This window comes from Dyadobacter sp. 676, from assembly GCF_040448675.1.
In the GTDB taxonomy this organism is placed as follows: Bacteria; Bacteroidota; Bacteroidia; order Cytophagales; family Spirosomataceae; genus Dyadobacter.
The window spans coordinates 5,619,281-5,637,425 of the sequence record NZ_CP159289.1 but is presented as its reverse complement, the minus strand read 5'-3'; the positions used below and the strand labels follow the sequence as shown (position 1 = coordinate 5,637,425).

Genomic DNA, 18,145 nt, shown 5'->3' with positions numbered 1-18,145 from the left:
AATATATTTGATCACAAGGTTTGACGGCCAACTGATTGTCCGGTGCCTGACAGTACATAATCTCTCCCGCAAGAAAAACATCTACTTGATCCACAGCATGGCAGATTCCAGCAGCTCTTCGTATTGCAATCCGCAGCGGACACTCAATCCAACGCCCTGTTTTTGTTTCAACGCCCGCTGGTAAATGGAGTCAGCCTGCTTTTGATCTACTTCCTTTCCCGCCGCGGTAACCGGATTAATTACTAGCAGGTCCTTCGAAGAAAGCGCTTCCACCAGATCCGGGAGGTCATATTCGGTCAATGCGCCGGGTACGGCCGATAGGGCGAAGCCAGGTTTATAGAGCCTTTCCTCGACAATGGATTGGTACGATACCAGCGGTTGGAGCAGCACCAATTTGCTGAATGGATTTTGGATCACAGCCGCATGCAGCAAATCCGAGGTTAACGTTCCCGCGGCGACGCCTGTCAGAACAGTTCCTGCGGTTCCGTTTTTTCTGATAAATTCTGCAAGGACCATAATCTCCTCAGCTCGGGTTGCCACCAGACTTTTGTGCGTCAACATGCCAAAGAACCACAAGTTCAGCGGAACACCCTCAATGACCGAATCGCCACCGCTAATGAACCCGCTTCCGAGTTCGCCGATGCCGCTCAGGTCGGGAACGACCACCTCGCAACCCTGACGCGCCAGCCGGTCGGCCAGCTTGCCTTGCTGTACTGCTTGCGCCTTCCCTTGATCATCCAGCAAAAGGACGGTCTTTCCAATGCTTTTTGCGGGTTTAAGCCAAAGAACAGGAAGGTGGTAACCACTACTGCCTTTCACCAGGTATTTTTCCATGGCATAACCGGGACGGTGCAGCCTGCCCGAGAAAATGACGTCCATTTTGCCGGCCGGCTTCGTAAATCCGGAAACAGCCATGATTTTCTTTTTCAGCTCAGCGGAAAGGTCCGCAGCCGACCTTACCGCGCTCCTCTTGGTGGCAAGCGCTTTGGCGCGTTTTTCATTCAGCGAAAACATACTTTCACCCTTCAAAGCGGCGATGGCGCGTCCGCCGGGCGTTACATGCAGCTCTTCGTCGGTCAGCAATTGCACCTCCAGATCGGAAGGACTGCCGGGATTGTCAAGATACTTTTGAAAAAACGCGTAGGAAGCCTCTCTGTTTCTGGCCGTAGAAGCATGACCGGCGTCGTCTTCGGTCATCTGGATCTGTCCGGCTTTCCCGAAAGCCTCGTACGCCCTTTTGGCTTCATTATAACTATCTCTGGCTCCCTGAATCGCAAAGATGTCCCGTGTAGTAGCCACGATCAGTGTGGGTTTCGGTGCGCGCACTTCCAGAAAGTCGGCCATATCGATCCCCTCTTCCAGCCCGAACATCAGGTTTTGCTCAGCGTCCTGCGGCCCGTTTGAGCGGATCAGTTTATCAAAGGTGGTGATGTAGCATTCGGGAGCGGCCGCCGCGATCCGGTCATCCATTGCGGCGATATAAGCGCTTTGTGTTCCCCCGCCCGACCGGCCGGCTATGCCTATACGCGCCGGGTCGACCTCCTTCCTGGTCAGTAAATAATCCACTGACCGAATGCCGTCCCAGATAAAGTAATTGGCCGGTGGAAGTCCGGATATAAATGACTGCACACCCGCATAGGAATGCTCGCCCGTTGCTCCCTCTTTCAGCTCGTCGGGCTGGTACTGTATGCGCTCCCCCTGCCCGATCGGATCAAAGGCCAATACAATGAAACCCTTCTTAACGTAATTCAGGATCAGACGCTGATAGGCTTCGCTGCGGAAGCCGTTCTCACTATGTCCGCTGCAAAAAATGATCGCGGGTGCCTTTTCCTGCCTGCTATCGGGCAGGAACATGGCGGCTGTCACATGGTAACAGGGACGGGACTCGAAATACAGCTTTTCAACTGAAAAGCCATCCTTTTTCAATGTTCCTGTAATGACCGGGTTCAGGGGTGTTTTTTCAGGAAAAGGTCCGACGGCCCTTGCGAGCTTTGCGCGAACGTCCGCTTGCCGTTTCCGCCACTGCGCTTTGGTGGTCAGCGACGAAACAGCTGTCTCACGCTTGCCGAGCTGCCCAAATGCCCTTTCACTGAGCGATTTGTAAAAAAGCTGACTGGCCGCCGGTTGATGGTATTTCCAATAACCATACACCGAAAGGTCTTCCTGGGCAAAGAGGTTATTAGATAACCCTAAAAAACAGCAGTTAGCAAGAATCCTGATATTGTATTTCATTGTATGCAGGTTTAGGCGAAAAATCTAACAGCCAATAGTGTGCCGGGCTTCACACACGCTCGATCCTGGCTGCTGAATTCGCAATAAGGTAGTTACATTCACTGAAAGACCGTAATGAAAAACTCCTACTTTGTAGATTTCGCTCTCGCGGCTACATACGGGTTTTATCTTTAAAAGAGCACCTGACACAATCGGCTTGCATTCAAACAAGCCGCACTTTGCAGTCGGATGATTTAAATATCACCTGCTTTGATCTCGTCTTCCGAAATGAGTGCTTCACCGGACATTAATACGCCCCGCAAAAGCGATAAATCATGTTTGGTGGTTTCACAAATCACCTTTTTCCAGGATTATCCCCTGGCCGACCATCTCGATGGGGCCATAAAATAACCCGACCTTCGGCCGGATGTCATACCGCTCCTTCAACTCCTGATGCAAAGAGGCAGATTGCTTTTTGCCGTTGACAAGCAGTTCGTTCTCATTGATACCAAACCATTCAACCTGCGACGCATTTTCCACCACACCCGCGCGCACCAACGCGGCTATCACGCCACGCACACGCGTCTGATCGTAGCTGATATCGGTTGGCGGGGGCATTTGTTTGACGCGTGAATTTCTCTTTCCCGTCTGCGGCAGGCCCCACTTACCTGTTTTCATATCGGCATACCGCTGGCTGGGTATTCTGCCTTTCATGGCGCGGGCTTTTCCAGCCTGCGCATCCAACCTGGCCTTTTCAATTCCCGCCACAAGGTTATCGTATCTGGTCAATTCTTTTTCAGCAATTTCCTCCCCGTTCACCCGCAGTTTGACCAGAACATGATCGGCAAACTTCAAATGATAGACATTGCCGCGATCATCACGCACGACCATCTCCCGGTTGGGTATATCGTGGTTGTTGTCGATAAATCGGATGCTGTTAAAATGCTGCGTAGTATCGGTTCCGGCAAGGTCAGCGACCGGTACGGTGGTTGTCGGGTGCGTCTTCTTAGCTTTGGGTAAAACCACATGTGCTATGGACGTTGCCGACGAGTTGAGCACTGTCGGCCCGGCTGCCTGGCTGGTGTCGGGCCTCGCGACGGAACTGGCAACATTCGTCTTCTCCGGCTTTATTTTACAGCAAAAAGCGGAGATCGCCAGCAGGCACCCAAGCAGAACGATTTTCTCAAATGCGCCCAAACGTTGATTTTCTTGGCTGATAATTCTTTTTATCCGTCTAGCCAATGCATTTCCGCCCAGTCCAAGCTCCAATGATTCCGAACGATTACTGCTATACGGCTGAAATGCCAGCAGCGCCTGCAGATATGTACTTTTCAACGGACTTTGGGCCAGGACAATATCGTCGCAACAGACTTCCCGCTCTTCCCGGAGCAGTCCCGAGAGCCACAGCAACCCCGGATTGAAGAAAAACACCGTTTCGAGCATCGCTTGCAAAATATTGACCAGGTAGTCCCGCCGCAGGATGTGGGCCAGCTCGTGCAGGAGGATCGTGTCGATCTGCCCTGGGGACAACTGCAAAAATATCCCTGCCGGCACCAGGATCACCGGTTTGAAATGCCCTACCGTGAGCGGGACTTTCACCAGCTCGGACTGCAACAACCTCACCCTTGGCTTGACACCCAGTCTCCGCCCAAGTGACAATAATTTACATTCCCACTCCGGCGGTGCCGCCTGCACCCGCCGGGTACGGACGCGTTGAATGAAGAATAACCCCGCGGTAAATTGCAGACTTTTGATCAGGAATGACACCAGCCATACCGTGAAAATGACCGGCGAATATTGATTGATAAAAAAGACCAGCCTGTCTTCCAATCCAGCGATAGGCATCCGAGCCAGAGTAAGACCATTTACCCAAACCAAAGTCCCGGAAAAAGTATCTGTTTTTATTCCGATCTGCATTTCGGTCGACCATTCGTATGCGAGCAACCCAGCCATTACCAGCGCAAAACTCACCATACATACGCCTAACAGATTGTATCGCAACCGCGCCGACGATTTAGAAGTCAGCATTACTACCGCTCCGCCCAGACCGGCGGCAAGGGTACCTATCCAAAGGGAGTGAACGAGCGTCCAGCAAACCGCACGGATCGCGGCTTCCGACCAAAGCTGGGTTATGAAATGCATATCCATTGCAATTATTGTTTCTGATCTATTTTCCTGATCACCTCGCTGAACACCTCCCATTCCTTTTCGGACATTTCCTTGTCACCCAAAAGCTGCATCATCAGTTTCCCGGCCGAGCCATTGAAAAGGGTATCCACTACTCTATCAAGCAAAAAACTTTTTGTTTTGCTCTCTTCCTGCGCCGGACTATAAATGTGCTTCAACTGGCTTTCGTCCTTTTTCAAAAGCCCCTTCTCGACCATGATTTGCATTAATTTCAGCGTAGACATATAAATGACCTTCCGCTTATGTTCATTGAGATGGTCGTTGACAAAACGGGCCGTGGACGGGCCGAACTCCCACAGTACCTGAAGAATTTCCAGTTCCGATCTGGTGGGCTCTGGTGATGACTGATTTTTACTGCCTTTATCTTTCATGCCTCAAACCTAAGAAAAGTTTCTGAGAAAAAATAAGAAAAGTTTCTTACTGATAAGAATTTTTTCTTACCATTGTACTCGTATTGATATTCAATCAAATAAATACAACACCTATTTCTTTCAATCACCCAAACATCATTCCGGCTATGAAAAGAGCACGCGCTTTTACAATCCTGTACTTATTCGCATTATTAGGACAGGCAAGGCCCTGCTTCCCGCAAACGGATTCTGCCCGTATAGCCAAAATAGATTCCTTTTTAGCGGAAATTGCTGCCTCCGGGCTTTTCAATGGCAGCATCCTGGTGGCCGAACGGGGAGTACCCATTTACAGGAAGTCATTCGGGTATCTGGATTTTCCCTCAGGCGTCCCTCATACCGACACAACCCGCTTCAACCTGGCCTCGCTCTCCAAGCCATTTACCGCGATAGCCGTTTTGCAATTGGTCGAAAAAAGAAAATTGCACTGGCAGACCCACTTGCCAGGTTCTTTCCCGATTTCATTTACCCGGAAATCACGATCAGACATTTGCTCAACCATACTTCGGGCCTGCCCGTTCTCGAAAGGTTGGAAAACGACTATATCCGGGCACATCCAAACGAACTGATCAGTAACCAGCAAGCCTATGCACACCTGATCGGCAAAAAGCTGCCATTGCTTTTCACGCCCGGCGAAAACTGGCGATACAACAATGCCAACTATTTGTTGCTGGCCTTGCTTGTTGAGAAAGTCAGCGGTGTGCCATTTGACAAATACATGCGGAAACATGTTTTCGAGCCGGCCGGGATGCGAAGGACATTTGTCCGCCAACCCGATATGCGAAACACGGTGCGTTACACACGCCCAAATATGTATACCCACGCGTACAGGAACGTCGACTCGCTCGATCGCACACGGGAGTACACATATTATAACCTTGGCGTGCTCGCAGGCCCCAATAATGTCGTCAGCACTACGCAGGACCTTTGGCTCTTCGACAGGGCATTCAGTTCCGGAAAACTGATCACACCCAAATCCATGGAGGAAGCGTTCAAACCCGTTACGCTGAACTCGGGGAAGACCTTTTTCATGGGCACCAGCACCCGTTCCTATGGATTGGGATGGAATGTTTACACCAGCAAAACGGAGCCATTTGACCGTTTTACGTTTCATGACGGCCATATTGTCGGCCTCTCAACCGCATTGCATAAAAATCTGAGCAAAGACCAGACTATTATCCTGTACGACAACACCGATAACAATACGATTCAGATCATGCTGGGCGTTTCCAATTTGCTCAATGGAATGAAACCACCGAAAATCCGCACGACACGGTCTATTGCGCGCATATACGGAGAAACGATGGTCGCGAAAGGTCCCGATTTCGCCTTGTCCAAATTAAATGAATTGAAGAGCGACACCGCCCATTACTACCTGGATGAACTGGAAATTAACCGATTAGGATTTGACTTACTACGAACCGATTCCGAACAGCTTCGTACCTATGCCCTCGAAGTTTTCAAGATCAACACGCTGCTTTTTCCAAACAGCGGCAACACCTATGACAGCTACGCGCATGCGCTGGCGAAGGCCGGCAAAAAAGAGCCGGCCATCGCAATGTACCGAAAGTCTCTTGATCTTTCGCCTGGTAATGAAGATGGCAAGCGAGCGTTACGGGAATTGCTCGATGCCAAAAACTGACCCACCGGCGCCACGCAGCAACAGGCGAAAGGGCCGCCGGCCTGATGGATTACTCAGTAACGATGGACGGAATCTCCGGCAAAGGCCCATCCTCCATCGATTTTCGAACCAGGCTGGCTATAAAGTCAGTAAACGCCGCGATGTCACGGTGAACACTCGCTCTTTCCAGTGCCTGCATGTAATTCTTGCGCTGCCCTAATGGTACTATAGTCCAGGGATATCCTCCGGATGCGAGCATTGCATTCATTAGAAATCTTCCGATTCTCCCGTTTCCGTCCAGGTAAGGATGAATGTAGACGAAGATGAAATGGCCAAGTATAACCCGGACCGATGCTTCCTTTTCCTCTTTCAACAAATCAAACAGTAATGGCATTGTATCTCGCACCGCATCTCTATTCAGTGGAACGTGCATCGAATTTCGTATGTAAACTTGACCGTTTCGGTATCCGGCCAGATCACTAGCCCTTAACAAGCCTGCTGTTACACTTGGTGCGAAAAGCTCTCTGTACCAGACCCTATGATCGTTATCCAAAATTTCTCCCGGACTGTCTCCTTTCAAAACCCTGGCGATGCTTTCCTTCACGGCTACGAAGGCCTGCCAGTAACCCCGGGCAGCTAATGCGTTCGTCTGATCACTGTCTGCCTGGTTATTATCTGGGTTCCATTCTCCCCTTCGAACCCTTTCAATCAACTCTGGGGTGACACGGTACCCTTCAATCGAAAGCGAATGATAAGCATCTGTCACAAACACCTCATCCACCGTTTTCATATAATCCTTTGAATTGGCTGGAAGCCCTGGAGCTTTCGGAAAACCAGCGATGACAGTATCCCTCATTTGGTGCCACAAGAGCCCGATTCGGTTGACATATGGAGATATTTCACGAAATGATAAGACGGATGGCAACCTATCTTCAAACGGATCTGTTTCGCGAGTGTCATAACCTACCGCACGCATGGTCTGTACGATTTCATCGGCCAATCGGTCATTACCAATATTGCGGAAGGCACCTGCTAGCCGTCCGGCGACAACGCTGTGCCCTCCATCCAGTAGCAGGGCAAGCAAATCTGATCCGTCCCGTACCATAGATAACGCCGTGCGGGCATCTGTTGGGTTGTTTATAAAATATGCCTGCGGAGTAGAAACCAGCGCTGACTCCAGAGAGTAAAGCCGTAGTCCCTCCAGTTCCACAATTTGATTCCTCGCAGGTAATGCCGAAAAAAGCGGTCCGCCGCGCGACTCAAAAGTCTTCTCAAAAGAGGTTAATTGCCTCGAAGCTTCACAGGAAAGTGGATATTTACTACCAGGTTGCGATCATAACCGAGTAGTCCTAAGTCTGGGGACGTGCCTATGCGATCCAACAGGCATAATGAATTAAGGCTTTAAGCCTGTGAATCGAGCCACCGTAAATTTTAAGGAACATTTTTAAATTTCGTGAAAAGCAAGATACATACAGATATGTAATGGATAGACAAAATCTCGACGTACAGATTCTGGCAGCGCCTTCTATATTGGGGCTTCGCACGAACGGCGTGCAGGACCTGCCGGCCGCCCTGTTACAAGCTGGCCTCGGCCGGCACCTACAGCCCGAACATCCGGTGCTGCACCTTGCCACCCTCAATGCGCAGTATAGCGATAAAAGAGATCCCGACACCCATTGTCTCAATCCGGTGCCGCTGCGCGATTTCTCTATCGAGCTCGGTAAAACTGTCAATTCAATGCTGGATAAAGACCGTTTCCCGCTAGTATTGGGCGGCGATTGCAGCATCCTCCTGGGTATCATGTCGGGTCTGAAAGCCCGCGGTAAATACGGACTGATCTTTATAGACGCACATGCCGACTTCTACGAACCCGAAAAATCGGTGACCGGCGAAGTAGCGGATATGGACCTGGCGATTATTACCGGCCGGGGACCGGATGTGCTTACCAATATCAACAACGCAAAACCCTATGTACAGGACGACCATGTGATTCATATTGGTCAACGGGATTGGGAGGAAACAAAAAAGTACGGCTCGCAGGACATTCGCGAAACCGCTATCATCCGTTATGACTTGGAAAACATCGAAAAAGAAGGGATAAAACAAGTCACAGATGCTGCAATAGCAAACCTTGATCCCAGCCTGGATGGTTATTGGATGCACTTTGATACCGACGTGTTGGCTAATGAGTTGAACCCGGCAGTAGAATATCACCTGCCCGGCGGCCTTGATTTTGAACAGTCGGAATATCTTATCGACCAACTTCTGGGCACCGGCAGGATCATTGGTTTTGATGTCACCATTTTCAATCCCCGCTTCGATACCACCGGACAGATCGCCCAGAACATCAGCGATACCATTGTCCGTGCCTTCGGCTCCAACTAATGAAATATAATAAAAGCACTTAGTCAAAGGGCTTGCAACCGAATACGACGACCATGCATTCGCTAATCAGCATTCTGAGTACGAAGGCAGAAACAGACCATTCACGGCAACGATGGTTTTAAGCTGTATTACTGTGCCATCTTCCAGTTCAATAGCGGGATCAGCGCTCTGATTAAGAATATTTTTCACGAATCCTTCGGCGCGTTCAAGACCATTCCTGTCAAGAATCATTTCCGCTTTTACCTTTCGTTCTTTACAGTCTGCGAGCATCGGAAGAAAGTCCTCGCCGACTGAGAGTGTATTTCGAATATCCATCTCTACCTACCGATTTATAACTGCTTACAATGCAAAACTAACAAAGAAACAGAATCAAGACCTGGCCCGGTTTCGAAATATTCCTGCAAATCTGAAAACTGTTATTATTCATAGTTCCTGAGCTCTTCCCAGGTCTTTAATAACTTCATTTAATGTGACCACAAACCTCATGAAATTGCTGGCACCTGGCAATTTCCTGCCTGGCCACGAATGGTAAAAACGCAATTATAATTCTTACAAAGGGGACGAATCTTGTTAGTATTTTCCTTGAACACAACCCAATTCGCCGGGATCTATCCCGGCAAAGGCAGTTGTATCGCTTTTCCGCCTTTGCTTCGGCTCAGATCCGCAGCTTCAATAAAACTGAAAATTTCGAGCGTCTCGGCCGGGGTTACGGGGGCCTTGCCGGTCTCAAAAAATGTGACAATTTGTTTTACCAGCGGTTCGTAACCGGAAAAAGGGCCCAAAGGCGCGATGCCCTTCGTACCGAAAGCCGTTCCGGCAATATTCGAGGCGCCGGTCCGGATGCCGCGCACGGTCCCTATGCGGCCATCGCTCCATACACCCACCGTAAGGTCCGTACCATCTCGGTAAGTCCGCGAAACGCTTTGGCAACCCGGGCCCATCACGGTAAACAGCATTTCGACACCGTGAATGGCGTACCAGGCCAGGTCGCTGTGATGTGGCTCTATTTCGGCGGGCGTATATACATCCGCGCCTGTAACGTTGCCGATAGCACCTTCCACCACCTGCCGGACATTGGCGTCAAAACGCAAAGCCGACGAGCTAAAAACCGGTGTGTTGTACTGCGCGGCAGCCTTAAAAATCGCTTTGGCACCCTCCAGGGACGCAGCAACCGGCTTATCGATGAAAATACGCTTCCCGGCTTTGAAAACCGGCAGCGCCTGTTCCAGGTGCGGCCGCCCATCGTTGGATTCGAGCAGCACTACATCGACTTTGCCAAGCAGCGCGTCAATGGAATCGACGATTTCGACCCCCATTTCCCGGACCTTCGCGGTCACGCCCGGCCGGAGCTGTAATGCGGATACAATATCTTTGCTGCCTTGTTCATAAGCCGCTATTACCCGGTACCCATTCATTTCCGGGGAACCAGCATTGATCATCCTTGTAAAAACTTCGCTGTGACTGGTATCCAGCCCGATTATCCCTACCCTTTTGCCAAGTTCAACTTCACGGCTTAACGACAAGTCACGGGCGGCAACTACCAGGCCGGTCGACGACAGGACCGAACTGTAAATGAAACTTCTGCGGTTCATAATTGATTAAGGTTTAGAATCTTTTGAAAAATACATCCAGTCGATGTGAAAGAGCGGCTCGGCGGCTTCCTCATTTTTAAAAACCAGATAAATATCATGAGTCCCGACACCGCGCTCCACGGGTAACGAGATTTCCTTCCAGCCTTCTTTAAGGTCTGCAAGTTTGCCTCCGGAAATTAGCACCTTGCCGGCCAGCGGTCCCTCCCGGCTATCCAGCCTGAGTTCCACCGTTCCACCCGCACCATGCTCCTGAATGCGCAGGCGGATGTTTTTAATATGTGTCAAATCGATCCTGTTGAAGCGGGTATATTTTCCGTTGGTGATATTGGCAATGTAGGACACGAAGCCTGTTTGCTCGGTCGCAATCACGACTCCCACATTTCCTTCCTGATAATCCTCCATCTGAACCAACGGATTGCGTAGTATAATACGGTTTTCACTTTTAAGCGGTCCTATCCCGTTGGCACCCTTGTCAGTATACCTGGCTTGCAATACATATGCGCCCTCACTGCCCTGGCCGATATGTTCTGTGAGTTTCAGCGTGGATTTCAATGGAAGTTGCGACGCCGGCTTTCCCAACGAGAGAATATACTCGGCCAGCTCCCTGGCACTTTTTTCGGGCAAATCGGGATGGGGAGGCATCGGATATGAACCCCATTGTCCGCTTCCACCGCTGATGATCTTTCGCGCCAGTATATCGGCAGCGTCCGGTTTCCCATCGTATCGCCTCGCAACATCCTGCAATGGCGGACCAATCGATTTGGCATTCATCGTATGACATGCACTGCAATCCAGCGATGTGTACAGTTTGGCTGTTGCAGCATAGCGGATGTTTTCGCCCTCCCCTCCCGACAAGGCGCCGGCAAGGTCCTTTCCGAATGCGATGTAATGGAACGAGGCACGGATTTTCGAAGTCTCGATCTTGCCGTCCTCCCGGTCGGTGGCAGTGATCTCGTAATCGAATGCAGAATTATCCCAGTAGAAACTGCGATTCGCACCGGTCTTAATCTTCACAACCGGCGGGGTATTACCAATTTTAAATTCGGCCGTGGCCGTGCCCTTGCCCCCATGCTGGTCGCTGACTGTGAGCACCACGTTATACACTCCCGGTTTTGTAAATGTATGTATCAACGTTTCGCCGGTGAATTTTCGGGAGCCGATTTTCCATTCGTAGGCGAGCCTGTCGCCTGCATCATAATCTTTCGACCCTTTGGCAGAAAGTGTGGCAGTAAACGGAGCTGCACCCGTCGTATTACCCTTGTTCAGTACAGCCACAGGGTTTCGGTTGCCCTCTGTATATTCGACACGGATAATACCCGAATCGGTGTTACGGGCAAACCAGTTCGTACCATAGGCGAGCAGGTAAATAGCGCCGTCGGGGGCGATCTGCATGTGGATGGGCGCCCCCACTTTCAGCTGCGGCAGGAAAGGTTCCATGCCCAGGTAATTGCCGTCCTTATCCATGCTGACTGCCATAATCCACTTCCTTATCCATTCAAAAATGAAGAGCTTACCGTCGTAATATTCGGGCAGCTTATAGGGCGCATTAGGATATTGGTCGCTATGATAAACCGGGCCGGCCATTGCGCTGGCCCCGCCTTTGCCCACCAATGGATACTTTTTGGAGGGGCCTTTTCCATACCAGATAAAAGCCGGCTGGGCGGGAGGCAGCTCACGGATGCCTGTATTGTGCGGTGAGTCGTTGACCGGCCTGAGGGGATCTTTACCAGGGCCTTCCTTTTTGGTCGCAAAATCGTAATCGGGAAACACCTGGTTGTCGGCCAGGAAGTAAGGATAGCCAAAAAAACCGGGTTTGCGTGCCTGGTTAATCTCGTCATAACTCATTTTACCCTCGCTTCCCGGCACCTCGGTATCAGGTCCCACATCGCCCCAGTAGAGAAAGCCCGTTTTCGGATCAACGGATATGCGAAACGGGTTTCTCACCCCCATGACGTAGATTTCCGGCCTGCCCTGCGAGCCATCTTTGGGAAAGAGGTTGCCATCCGGAATGCTGTAAGTCCCGTCGGGCTCAGGTTTGATTCTGAGAATCTTGCCCCGGAGATCATTGCTGTTTGCCGTTGAAGCCTGATCGTCGGACAGCTCACGTCCGGGACGTTCGTCGATCGGCGTATGCCCTTCGATCTCCTCCGCATTGGTATTGTCGCCGATCGATAAATAAAGCAGGCCGTTCGCGAAAGTGATGTAGCCCGCGGAGTGACAACAGTATTTGCGCTGCGTCGGCACTTCCAGCAGCACTTTGGCCGATTCCTGCACCAGTTTCCGCCCTTTCAGCTCAAAACGCGTCAAATGACTGACGCTTTTGTCCCCTCCGACTCCGTAATACAGATAAATCCAATGATTTGTCTTAAAGTCCGGGTCCGCGGCCACACCCAGCAAACCGTCTTCGATTCCGCTGAACACATTGAGTTGTGCAATAGTGGAAAGCTCTCTGGTCGCATTATCGAAATACCGGACGGCCCCTTTTCGCTCGGCGACGACAATATCATAATTAGGTAAAATAGCCATTTGCATTGGTTCGTCAAGGCCCGATACGAGCGTTGCAGAGGTGAAACGGCTTGAATCCGGAGCATTTTGCGATATGCCCATGGAAATTGGCGGCCTGGCCGGTAAATCGGCAAACAATTGCGCTGGCTGCTTCCTTGTGGCGGCTGCACAAAGCAGGCAAGCCAGGAAGGGCACGATGAGGTATCTTACTTTTTTCACAGGAAAAATTTTAGCTATCGGTAAACAACTGCTTCCCGGGCCACAATCTCGTAGTCCGGATCGGGCGACACCGCTTTCAGGGTAACCCTGTGTGCTCCTTGTGGGAGGCCATATTTCCAACAAAGCTCGGTCCGCCGGTGCGCTGCGATCAATGGCAGGTCAAACTCTTCCAAAAGCTGACCGTCGATGTATAATGCCACGCGTACCGGCTTGTCGGGAGCATTTCGGGATAACTTTTGTGCAAACCCCCTTAACACAAAGCCCTTACCATCAAAGCGGAAGGAAACCGAATCGCTTCGGGTGGTATTGACCTGCACTTTTCCGGTAGGAAAGTGCCCGGAAAAACTTTCTTCAAACCGCACCGCCCTGACCGGCTCCTGAGGGATTTCCACGATATCGCCCGAGATGCGGCCACCGTTATCGGCAACGTGCTGTAATGCGTGCTTAACCCCAAGCTCATACACATCCTGCAATGCCAGTGTGGTATGGCTAAACGGTAGTCGCTCCGCCTTTTTGAGCGGGTCCAGCCAATAGGCGGGGATCCTGGAGTACCCAAGCATAGTGCCCAGCACACCTCCCGCCGTCGACGGATTGCAATCCGAGTCTTGCCCCGCTCGTGTCGATATTTCCATGGTTTTGGTAAAATCGCCATTCCCGTAGAGTAACCCGAGCACGACATAAGCGGCGTTCAGTTTCGCATCGATATTGAGCGGATGAAATACGCCGTCGGGGCAACCGGTTTCCGCACTCCATTTCCGCTGGATTTCAAACCAGGTCCGCTTCCAGTCGGACGGGTACCGCCGGTGCCAACGGATGACGTCGGCGATGCATTGGTAAAACTTGCTTTGCGCAGGAATAGCCCGCAATGCCTGGCCAACAACGGCTTTTACATCGTTGCTCCTGAACGCCTGGGCGTACATATTCGCCACAAAAACGCCCCCATACCAGCCATCGCCGTAATTCATGATATGCCCTACTCGGTCGCACAGCGCAGATGCCGCGCCAGGCATGGCCGGGCTCATCAGACCCGCAAAGTCGGCCTCGATCTGAAAATCGATATCGTCGGCGTGCGGGTTATGCTCCCAGTGCCCCGATCGAGCCGCCGGGATTCCCTGCAAAACATTATATCGTCCTGCCTGATTAGCGTGCCAGAGCTCATAGCCCGCACTCGCATAGGCACGGGCGAACGAGTCAGCGGGTGCGTGAACGCCCAGCCGTTCGATGACCTCCACGAAAGTCAGGTCCATGTAAATGTCGTCGAACAAGCCCGGGAAGGTGCGCATTGCCTCGGAAACATAGTCGGCATGCCACGGGATCGGTTGATAATCCTGGATAAAAGTGCCCTGATAAACGAATTCTGTTGGCCAACCGAATGTTACGCCGATCGTCTGACCAGCCCATCCGCCTTTGATCTTATCCTGCAAAGTTTCCCTGCTGATACGAAAAACAGCGCCTTTTTGCTGCGCCGAAGCCTGCCAGCCCGACAGTAACAGCAGGAGGAACGTATTTATTTGAATAAAGTATTTCATGAAGTTGTCTGACATTAATGGTTCATAGTTAGCTCCGTAACCAGCGGAAGATGATCGGAAGCATAGCGCTCTACGACCGCGTGATAATTGCGTCGTTCAAATATTTTCCCGGCGCGCTTGTTCAGCATCAGGTAATCGAGCGTGCGGTCGGGGTGATCGGCGGGGAATGTAAGCGGGCAGGCGGTGCAAGGCACTACCAGCTTCCAGTTGCGAAATGACCGGGTTGTTGGGCACGGCATTCAAATCCGCGCCCAAAATAACCGACCGCTTCCGGTAGCGATGCAGAATCTTATTCAACTGACCTATCTGATGCGACCGGTCGGCATCGCTCAAATGATCCAGGTGCGCCGAAATGAACACCACCCGTCCCATCGGCGTGCGAACCGTAACAACAGCCGCCGCCCGCGTCTCGGCCTCCGGGTGCCCCGAAACAGTACTCAGCCGGAAACTTTCGGCCTTCTCGATCGGGTACCGCGACAGCACCGCAACACCGTAGTCGCCATTGCTGCGGCCGATGGCTTTGGCAAAATGATACTGCATTCCCGTGAGTTTACCCAACTCGCGCGCCTGGTGCGATTGCTTCCCGGAACGGTCTGTGAATGCGTCTACTTCCTGCAATGCCACCAGATCGGGCTGCTCGCGGCTGATCACCGCCGCTATGGCAGGCAAATCGGTATAGCCCCAGCCTTTTGAGGGCGGACTGGCAATGCGGATGTTGTAGGTCATTACTTTCAGGCGCCGCGTGGCTGCTCCATCGGGCTGCGCAAAAGCAGTTGTATGGAGCAGCACGGCCGTCAGTGCGGACGGGAAAAGGTTTAGGAATAATCGGTGTAGTGAAAAAATCATGATAGTCTGCTAGCAAATGCAAATGAACAATGGATCAGTCCAGCGAAAACTCGAACTGGTCGAACGTTTCAGTACGCCACGCCAGGTGTTGCGTGGAAGGCGACATCGCGAACAATGGCGAAAAGGTTTTGACTTTTACTGTTTTGCCATCGGGCAAAAATTCGAGGATGCGCAGCCAGCCATCGCCTCCGTTGCCTTTCCAGTTGCCGCCTTCGTTTTGTGCATTGAAAAGCATCTGGTGTACTTTTTGGCCCATTGCATTCAAATCCGTGCGAAAACCGACGTGGCCAGCATGCGACGCTACATCGATGATATGTCCGCAAAAGACCATTTTGATATTACCCGCCGGCTTTACGAATTGCTGCCACAATGTTTCGCCAAGCGTGTAATCGCTGAAACCGGGTGGATAATCCTCCTTCACAATGCGCTGGTTATCCCGCAATCCGGAGCGCATGTAGCTGTGTGTCAGCACCATGCCTGTGTGTTTTCGATATTCGGGCCTCGCAGCCAGCGCCTTAGCCCATTCCACCACGGCTTTCCGTGGCGCATATTCCAGAGAGAACACGAGCATCGACGGCCCAAACGGTGGTTTGAACTCATAGCAAGCATTTTCCAGCGTCCGGACGCCGGAAGCATTCGGCGCCATTTCAACGAGTATTTGCCGGTTCAGTGGGTTTCTGTCCGGCGGAAAATAGCTGTTGAACTGCGAGTAGCGGTTCTCGGTCGCATTGGTGCCGTAATCGTGGTTGCCGGTGCAGAGCATATAGGGAAGTTTCCCGTCGAGCCGCTCGAATGCACCGCTCACGCATTGCCATTGCGAGCTGCTGAGCTGATCGCCATTCTCTTTGGGAAGTTCCGTAATGTAGTTCTGCTCCACCAGATCGCCAGTGCAAAGCACCAGTCCGATGTTCAGACGCTGCCGGTTATCGTCGATCCAGTTGGTCATCAGATCCAGCAAGGGCTGGTTCCTTTTGAACTTGGTATAACCTTGCGGGTCGGGCACAATCACCATCGACCACGATTTCGGGTCCGACAGGCGGGGTGCTTCGTAACGCTGCCCCGCCGCCGGCTTCGCGGCAAGCAAAGCAAGCACTATCATCGCCGCCAGGCAGCGAAGTATATTTCTGAAAATAAAAGAAAACATGTTGGGAATAGGAATGCGTCAGGAGCATCGCTAGCCTTGACATGGCCGTGCTTCGCTCCTGACGCACATTTTTTACTGCTTGTTATACTTCATTTTATAAACCATAATACCCGAGGTGTTGGCCGCATTCGTCGCCATCGTTGCATAGAAATAGATTTCATTGCCACGCACATCGGCCACAATGTCGCCATAGCGGTTGTAGTTGGTGCCACCGTAAGCTTCGGACTCAAAGAGCATGAAATCGGAATAACCCGCCGCGCCCGGTACCTGGCCGAATTTGCCCGCGTCGGTTGTTTCAAACACTTTCACATGGGTAGCGTCCCAGGCGTAGTAGCCTTGCGTGAGCATCGCGGTGTATTCGCCGCCATCCACTTGGAACACGTCGAAACCGAGTACTTTATAGTAATGATTCTGTTTTGCAAAAGGCGTGACTTCCATATCATTGGTAAAAGACACAAAACGGCTTCCCTGCGCCAGGTTAGGATCGGACGCATTGTAATTGCAGTAGGTAAAATAATGTCCGGACGTCGGATCGAGCGACTTGCGCTGCACGTGTGCAAAAGTCCAGGCCTCGGCGGCCGAATAGCGGATTACTGTCGGTTCGTTGGAGGTTGGGACGCCGTCCCGCAGCTCCCAGTAGTAAATGCTGTTGTTACCGTTGGTCGTAGAATAAATATACGCCCTACCTGATTTCAGATTTCCGATCACACTCACCTTCCGTCCGAGGTTGACAGGACAACCCATGGCCGCCGTGTAGTTCAGCAGCAGTTTCGGCTCGCTATTGATGTTCTCGTAATAATACACCATAAAACCCGCCGAGTACACATTATAGCGGTTGATTACGAAGTGACCGGCGTCGTCGGCTACGACCTGCATACAGAACGTCGTAGGCGGCGCAATGGATTTGACCAGCTCACCGGTCGTTTTGTTGAACACACGTACGCCATTGTCTTCGCCCGTATTACCGCCGTTGAAATCCGCCACGAGCAGGTGTTCACCTACGATCGCAAGACCGGAGATATTGGTACGCTTGATACCCATCTCCTCGGCGGTTTTAAACCAGGATTTTGAAAAAACGGTCTTGGGTAATGTCGGCACCACTTTAACCACGTGCTTGCTCACCACACCGCCACCATTGGTTACCTCCACCTCCACGGGTTTGCTGAAATCCATAATGCTGCCCAAAGCCGGGCGGATGACCGCATTATGTCCCAGGCTGGCAAAGGGTTTCAGATGAGCGAGGTCGAGCGGTGCTTCTTCGGTGGAAGGCACCCGCACGAAAATCGTGTCGCCCGGCGCATACGGCCCTGCCTGCGTCGCGGGATATTCGATGGTTTGACCTGGAATGGAAACTGAGAAATTCAGCAGCCCCTGCCGGGAGTTCACCCCTTTGTTTAAGTCCACCTGCTCGCATCCGAACTGGCCGAGCAACGCCAGCAGCCAGCATCCTGCCTGATAAATATATGTTCTTTTCATTTCGAGAATCTTTGACGGTTTCA

General features: G+C 51.6%; 12 protein-coding genes and 1 pseudogene. 2 read left to right on the top strand and 11 right to left on the bottom strand.

The genetic code is table 11. From position 1 onward, the window contains the following. Window positions 1-81 precede the first annotated feature (81 nt). The 3 genes from ABV298_RS24970 to ABV298_RS24960 form a co-directional block, all read right to left on the bottom strand. On the bottom strand, window positions 82-2,232 hold the full coding sequence (locus ABV298_RS24970; RefSeq protein WP_353718852.1) for an acetylxylan esterase: 2,151 nt from the start codon (window positions 2,230-2,232) through the stop codon (window positions 82-84). A gap of 327 nt (window positions 2,233-2,559) precedes the next feature. Next, window positions 2,560-4,353, bottom strand: coding sequence for a M56 family metallopeptidase (locus ABV298_RS24965; RefSeq protein WP_353718851.1), 1,794 nt, complete (start codon window positions 4,351-4,353; stop codon window positions 2,560-2,562). Between the two features lie 11 nt (window positions 4,354-4,364). Next, on the bottom strand, window positions 4,365-4,769 hold the full coding sequence (locus tag ABV298_RS24960; RefSeq protein WP_353718850.1) for a BlaI/MecI/CopY family transcriptional regulator: 405 nt from the start codon (window positions 4,767-4,769) through the stop codon (window positions 4,365-4,367). 146 nt (window positions 4,770-4,915) lie between these two features. Between ABV298_RS24960 and ABV298_RS24955 the strand changes: the two are divergent. After that, a pseudogene (locus tag ABV298_RS24955) lies at window positions 4,916-6,447 on the top strand (serine hydrolase). 49 nt (window positions 6,448-6,496) lie between these two features. Here the strand turns inward: ABV298_RS24955 and ABV298_RS24950 are convergent. Beyond that, window positions 6,497-7,636, bottom strand: coding sequence for a Fic family protein (locus ABV298_RS24950; protein ID WP_353718849.1), 1,140 nt, complete (start codon window positions 7,634-7,636; stop codon window positions 6,497-6,499). Between the two features lie 272 nt (window positions 7,637-7,908). Between ABV298_RS24950 and ABV298_RS24945 the strand changes: the two genes are divergently transcribed. Then, window positions 7,909-8,811, top strand: coding sequence for an arginase family protein (locus tag ABV298_RS24945; RefSeq protein WP_353718848.1), 903 nt, complete (start codon window positions 7,909-7,911; stop codon window positions 8,809-8,811). 66 nt (window positions 8,812-8,877) lie between these two features. On the opposite strand, the gene ABV298_RS24940 is transcribed toward ABV298_RS24945, so the two are convergent. The 7 genes from ABV298_RS24940 to ABV298_RS24910 form a co-directional block, all read right to left on the bottom strand. After that, entirely contained in the window at window positions 8,878-9,126 is a 249-nt protein-coding gene (locus tag ABV298_RS24940; RefSeq protein WP_353718847.1) for a hypothetical protein, read from the bottom strand. 293 nt (window positions 9,127-9,419) lie between these two features. Then, window positions 9,420-10,403 (bottom strand): Gfo/Idh/MocA family oxidoreductase, encoded by a 984-nt coding sequence (locus ABV298_RS24935; protein WP_353718846.1) that lies wholly within the window; start codon window positions 10,401-10,403, stop codon window positions 9,420-9,422. 6 nt (window positions 10,404-10,409) lie between these two features. After that, window positions 10,410-13,127, bottom strand: coding sequence for a PQQ-dependent sugar dehydrogenase (locus tag ABV298_RS24930; protein ID WP_353718845.1), 2,718 nt, complete (start codon window positions 13,125-13,127; stop codon window positions 10,410-10,412). Between the two features lie 14 nt (window positions 13,128-13,141). Then, the gene (locus ABV298_RS24925; protein WP_353718844.1) at window positions 13,142-14,656 is read right to left on the bottom strand and encodes an ADP-ribosylglycohydrolase family protein; all 1,515 of its coding nucleotides are present in this window, start codon (window positions 14,654-14,656) and stop codon (window positions 13,142-13,144) included. Window positions 14,657-14,752: 96 nt separating this feature from the next. Then, the gene (locus ABV298_RS24920) at window positions 14,753-15,502 is read right to left on the bottom strand and encodes an endonuclease/exonuclease/phosphatase family protein (RefSeq protein ID WP_353718843.1); all 750 of its coding nucleotides are present in this window, start codon (window positions 15,500-15,502) and stop codon (window positions 14,753-14,755) included. 34 nt (window positions 15,503-15,536) lie between these two features. Further along, complete coding sequence (locus ABV298_RS24915; protein ID WP_353718842.1) at window positions 15,537-16,646, bottom strand: metallophosphoesterase; 1,110 nt, start codon at window positions 16,644-16,646, stop codon at window positions 15,537-15,539. Between the two features lie 72 nt (window positions 16,647-16,718). Beyond that, entirely contained in the window at window positions 16,719-18,122 is a 1,404-nt protein-coding gene (locus tag ABV298_RS24910; protein WP_353718841.1) for a DUF5018 domain-containing protein, read from the bottom strand. Between the last annotated feature and the right edge of the window lie 23 nt (window positions 18,123-18,145).

What these genes read in the sequence shown, in the direction of transcription:
- ABV298_RS24970 (WP_353718852.1), bottom strand. Translation starts at nt 2,232, where the DNA reads ATGAAATACAATATCAGGATTCTTGCTAACTGCTGTTTTTTAGGGTTA.
- ABV298_RS24965 (WP_353718851.1), bottom strand. Translation starts at nt 4,353, where the DNA reads ATGCATTTCATAACCCAGCTTTGGTCGGAAGCCGCGATCCGTGCGGTT.
- ABV298_RS24960 (WP_353718850.1), bottom strand. Translation starts at nt 4,769, where the DNA reads ATGAAAGATAAAGGCAGTAAAAATCAGTCATCACCAGAGCCCACCAGA.
- ABV298_RS24945 (WP_353718848.1), top strand. Translation starts at nt 7,909, where the DNA reads ATGGATAGACAAAATCTCGACGTACAGATTCTGGCAGCGCCTTCTATA.
- ABV298_RS24940 (WP_353718847.1), bottom strand. Translation starts at nt 9,126, where the DNA reads ATGGATATTCGAAATACACTCTCAGTCGGCGAGGACTTTCTTCCGATG.
- ABV298_RS24935 (WP_353718846.1), bottom strand. Translation starts at nt 10,403, where the DNA reads ATGAACCGCAGAAGTTTCATTTACAGTTCGGTCCTGTCGTCGACCGGC.
- ABV298_RS24925 (WP_353718844.1), bottom strand. Translation starts at nt 14,656, where the DNA reads ATGAAATACTTTATTCAAATAAATACGTTCCTCCTGCTGTTACTGTCG.
- ABV298_RS24920 (WP_353718843.1), bottom strand. Translation starts at nt 15,502, where the DNA reads ATGATTTTTTCACTACACCGATTATTCCTAAACCTTTTCCCGTCCGCA.
- ABV298_RS24915 (WP_353718842.1), bottom strand. Translation starts at nt 16,646, where the DNA reads ATGTTTTCTTTTATTTTCAGAAATATACTTCGCTGCCTGGCGGCGATG.
- ABV298_RS24910 (WP_353718841.1), bottom strand. Translation starts at nt 18,122, where the DNA reads ATGAAAAGAACATATATTTATCAGGCAGGATGCTGGCTGCTGGCGTTG.